At 72.5% G+C, this 4,127-nt stretch carries 5 protein-coding genes; 1 reads left to right on the top strand and 4 read right to left on the bottom strand.

Translation table 11 applies throughout. The features are described from left to right. The 4 genes from WML84_RS13305 to WML84_RS13320 form a co-directional block, all read right to left on the bottom strand. On the bottom strand, positions 1-1,077 hold a 1,077-nt coding region (locus WML84_RS13305; protein WP_347346620.1), incomplete at its 3' end, for an MFS transporter. A 210-nt stretch (positions 1,078-1,287) separates the two neighbouring features. Continuing rightward, positions 1,288-1,863: an NADPH-dependent FMN reductase gene (locus WML84_RS13310; RefSeq protein ID WP_347346621.1), complete on the bottom strand. Its 576-nt coding sequence runs from the start codon at positions 1,861-1,863 to the stop codon at positions 1,288-1,290. 115 nt (positions 1,864-1,978) lie between these two features. Next, positions 1,979-2,632 (bottom strand): histidine phosphatase family protein, encoded by a 654-nt coding sequence (locus tag WML84_RS13315; protein ID WP_347346622.1) that lies wholly within the window; start codon positions 2,630-2,632, stop codon positions 1,979-1,981. A 177-nt stretch (positions 2,633-2,809) separates the two neighbouring features. Further along, on the bottom strand, positions 2,810-3,535 hold the full coding sequence (locus tag WML84_RS13320; protein WP_347346623.1) for a YoaK family protein: 726 nt from the start codon (positions 3,533-3,535) through the stop codon (positions 2,810-2,812). Between the two features lie 218 nt (positions 3,536-3,753). Here WML84_RS13320 and WML84_RS13325 point away from each other — a divergent pair. After that, positions 3,754-4,127, top strand: a 374-nt coding sequence (locus WML84_RS13325; protein ID WP_347346624.1) for a hypothetical protein, incomplete at its 3' end; no start/stop codon positions are given.

Below are 4,127 nucleotides of genomic sequence, written 5' to 3' on the forward strand. Positions count from 1 at the left end.
GAGCGCGGCCGTGGGCGGAACGGTCGCGACCCAGTCGAGGCCGTAGATCACGATGAACAGCACCATGCTCGGGTGGACCGTGTCGGCCAGCAGCCACGGCAGCAGCAGCAGTCCCACCCCGCGGAAGGCGTAATAGGCGACGAGCAGCTTGCGCGGGTCGAGCTTGTCGGTCAGCCAGCCGGATGCCACCGTGCCCAGCACATCGAAGACCCCCACCACGGCGAGGAGCCCCGCAGCGGTGGTCGTGGCCATGCCGTGGTCGTGCGCCGACGGGATGAAGTGGATGCCGATGAGCCCGTTCGTGGTCGCGCCGCAGATCGCGAACGCGATCGCGAGGGCCCAGAACGATCGGCGCCGCACCGCGTAGGAGAGCCCCTCGAGGGCTCGGCGGGTCGCACCGCCCGGCACGGTCGCAGGCGGCGCGACGTAGGTCGCGGGATCGGCCCCGTACGGGAGCACGCCGCGGTCGGCGGGATGGTCGCGCATGACCGCCCACACGATCGGCACGGCGACGAGGGCCGCGCCGGCCACGACGAGCGAGGCCGGACGCCAGCCGACGCTCTCGGCGAGCGCCGCGACCGGGGGCAGGAAGACGAGCTGTCCGGTGGCGGATCCCGCGGTGAGGATGCCCATGACCAGCCCGCGACGCGCGACGAACCAGCGGTTCGCGATCGTCGCGGCCAGGACGAGCGCCATCGATCCGGTGCCGAGCCCGATCAGCACGCCCCAGAAGATCAGCAGTTGCCACGACGCCGTCATGAGCACGCTGCCGCCGGCGCCGAGCGCGACGAGGGCGAGGGCAGCGGCCACGACCTGGCGGATGCCGAAGCGGTCCATGAGGGCCGCGGCGAACGGGGCGGTGAGCCCGTACAGCACGAGATCGACGCTCACCGCGAGCGACATGACGCTCGTCGACCAGCCGAACTCGTGATGCAGCGGCACCATGAGCGCGCCGGGGGCGGCGCGGAACCCGGCCGCCGACAGGAGCGCGAGGAACGCGACCCCGGCCGCCCACCACGCCGGATGCACGCGGGCGCGCCGGGTCGGGGTGAGCGTGTCGGAGGGACTCGGCGGCATTCGCCTCAGGCCTTCTCGAACGGCGGTGCGGGCGACGCCCACCCGACCATGATCCACGATTCCGGCCGGCACGCACGAACGACGGCGAGTCACAGCCCGGGCGACCGGTCACTGCGTTCGGGCGCGATGAGCGGATGCCGGGACCGTGACTCGCCGTTCAGGAGCCGCGCCGGGCCCGGGCGGGCCCGGGGTTCGGCGGGAGGAGCGGGATCAGCCGACGGGCGTGGCGGCGCGGCCAGCCTCCACACGCGAGATCAGGTCGCTGAACGCCTGCACGTAGCCGGCGAGGAACTCGGCGGTGGTCGGGTCGGTGACCTCGCCGTCGTCGGCGATGAGCCCGGGGGTCGACTGGATGTACCCCTCGGGCTGGCCGAGCACGATCGCGTCCATGTGCAGGAGGATCGCCTTGAGGTGCTGCTGGGCCGCCGCGGTGGCGATGCCGCCGCCGGAGGTGCCGATCACGGCGGTGGGCTTGCGGGCGAGCGAGTTGGTTCCCCAGGGGCGCGAGGCCCAGTCGAGGGCGTTCTTCAGGGCGCCCGGGATGGACCGGCTGTACTCCGGCGTGACGATGATCACGCCGTCGACGTCGGCGATGGCGTCCTTGAGCGCCCGTGCGACGGCCGGGTAGTCGGCGTCGAGGTCGCGGTTGTACAGGGGCAGGTCCCCGATCGGGATGTCCACGAGCTCGACGCCCTCGGGGGCGAGCCGGGCGAGCGCCTTGGCGAGCCTGCGGTTGATCGATTCCTTGGACAGCGAGCCGACGATGTAGCCGATCTTCTGCGACATGGGTGGGTCCTTTCTGGTGCCGCGAGGTGTCACGATCGAGCAACCTGTATGCGCGTGCATCTATTCCAGTGTGACGCGAACCGCGCGGGAACCGCGCTCCGTGTGACGAACCGTGTCAGACGCGGGCGCCTGCGGGGCCGGTGCCGACGGCATCCGCCCGGTCGCCGACGATCGCCTCGCCCATGAAGCTCAGGATGCGCCACGAGTCGCCGGGCTCGCCCTCGGCGACGACGATGCCGGTGTTGTGCAGCGGGTTGTCGCGGATGAAGCCCTCGGGCAGGTTGACGCTCCGGTACGCCGACCAGGCGCGGATCGCGGCGCCGTGGCTGACGATCGCGACGTTCGCGTGCCCGGCATCGGCCGCCTCTTCGACGACCCCGTCGAAGCGCGCGAAGAACTCGGCGCCGCTCTCGCCGCCCGGCATCCGCTTGTCGACGTCGCCGAGCGTCCAGTCGAAGATCGTCGTCATGTACTGCTCGACCGAGGCGCGGTCGCCGCGCATCTCGAGATCGCCGGACATGATCTCGCGGATGCCGGCCCGCTGGACGGTCTCGACCTCGAGCGCGGCCGCGAGGTGCGCCGCGGTCAGATGCGTGCGCACCATCGTCGAGACGTAGATCGCCCCGATGTCCTCGCCGGCCAGCGCGCCGGGCAGGGCCGCGGCCTGCTGCAGCCCGAGCCGGGTGAGCCCGGGACCGGGCACCCGCGTGTCGAGCAGGCCCCTCACGTTCGATGGTGTCTGTCCGTGGCGGACGAGGATGAGACGCACGCGGCCCCCTGGGTTCGGATCGGCGGTCCCTCCACGCTACCGCTCGTCCCTCTGGGCCCCGTGCGAGTCGGGTCGGCCGGCCGCAGCCGCGCGAGTCACTGCGCTTTCGGCGGCTCACTCCGCTCCTGCGCAGTGAGTCGGCGACGCCGACCCACGCAAGACGGCGGCGGCGGGGCGTCACTCCGGGGCGGCGGACGCGGCGGACGCGACCGGCACGTACAGCAGCCCGTGGCCGAGCGCGGCCACGACCCCGGTGAGCGCCGCGGCGAGCAGCAGCGGCGCCGCCAGGCCGAGGTTCAGCAGCAGCGCGCCGGCGAGGGCGCCCGCGAAGATCACCGCGATCGCGGCGAGCCGCCGGTTCCACACCCCGCGCACGCCGCCGCCCACGAGCGACTCGCTGGCGAACGACGTCAACGTGGAGGTCACCACGACGGTCGTCACGTCCGTCACGGCGAGGCTGCGCGCGACCGCCGCCTGCACGCCCATGACCGCGGCGGTCGACGACGACGCCACGAGCTCGAAGACCGTCGTGTCGGCCCAGCCTGGCACGAGGGATGCCGCGCCCAGACCGGTCAGCGTCACGGTGCCGGCGATCAGCAGGCCCGAGACCGCGCCGCTCCACGCCTTGCGGCGGCGGCGCAGCAGGATCCCGCCCAGGAAGGCGCCGAACGTGAACGTCCCGAGCGCGATCGCGGGACCGACCACCGGCAGGTCGTCGGCGCCGGCGACCGCCATGCCGAGGATGACGATGTTCCCGGTCATGTTGCCGACGAAGACGCGGTCGAGCCCGAGGAAGCCGACGGCATCCACGACCCCGGTCACGAACGTGAGGATCATCATCGTCCACAGGGTCAGGGCCGGGGCGCGGTCACCGGATCGCGGGACGGCGGTCTGCGTTGTCATGCACGGTCCTCTCGACGAGCGGATGCCGGCACGCTCTCGCCGTGCGCTCCGCCACGTCCAGCCTGGCGTGCTCGCGTTTCCGTCATGTGAACGCGCGCATGTCGCGACGCTCCGACGCAGAGGTCAGGAACGAAGAAGCGGACGCGCGCCGGCGCGCATAGCCTGGCATCGACGCGCCGGACCGCCGGCGCCGCGACGAGACCGAGGAAGCGATCACGATGGCCAAGACAGACACGTCCGGGGGGCTGAGCGCCGAGGAGCGCGAAGCCGTCAAGCAGCGCGCCAAGGAGCTGCGCGAGCAGGAGAAGGCGGGCAAGAGCCGGGCGGCGGGCGACAAGGCCGTGCGCGACGCCATCGAGGCGCTGGAGGCCGAGGACCGCGCGCTGGCCCAGGGACTCTACGACGTCGTCACCGCGGTCGCGCCCGACCTCGTGCCGAAGACCTACTACGGCATGCCCGGCTTCGCGAACGCCGAGGGCAAGATCGTCGTCTTCCTCCAGCCCGCGAAGAAGTTCAAGACGCGCTACGCCACGATCGGCTTCGAGGACCGCGCGAACCTCGACGACGGCGACCTGTGGCCGATCGGCTTCGC

It is taken from the genome of Microbacterium sp. (assembly GCF_039812165.1).
GTDB lineage: Bacteria > Actinomycetota > Actinomycetes > Actinomycetales > Microbacteriaceae > Microbacterium.

Coding starts and splice junctions, on each gene's coding strand:
- WML84_RS13320 (WP_347346623.1), bottom strand. CDS start 3,535: ATGACAACGCAGACCGCCGTCCCGCGATCCGGTGACCGCGCCCCGGCC.
- WML84_RS13310 (WP_347346621.1), bottom strand. CDS start 1,863: ATGTCGCAGAAGATCGGCTACATCGTCGGCTCGCTGTCCAAGGAATCG.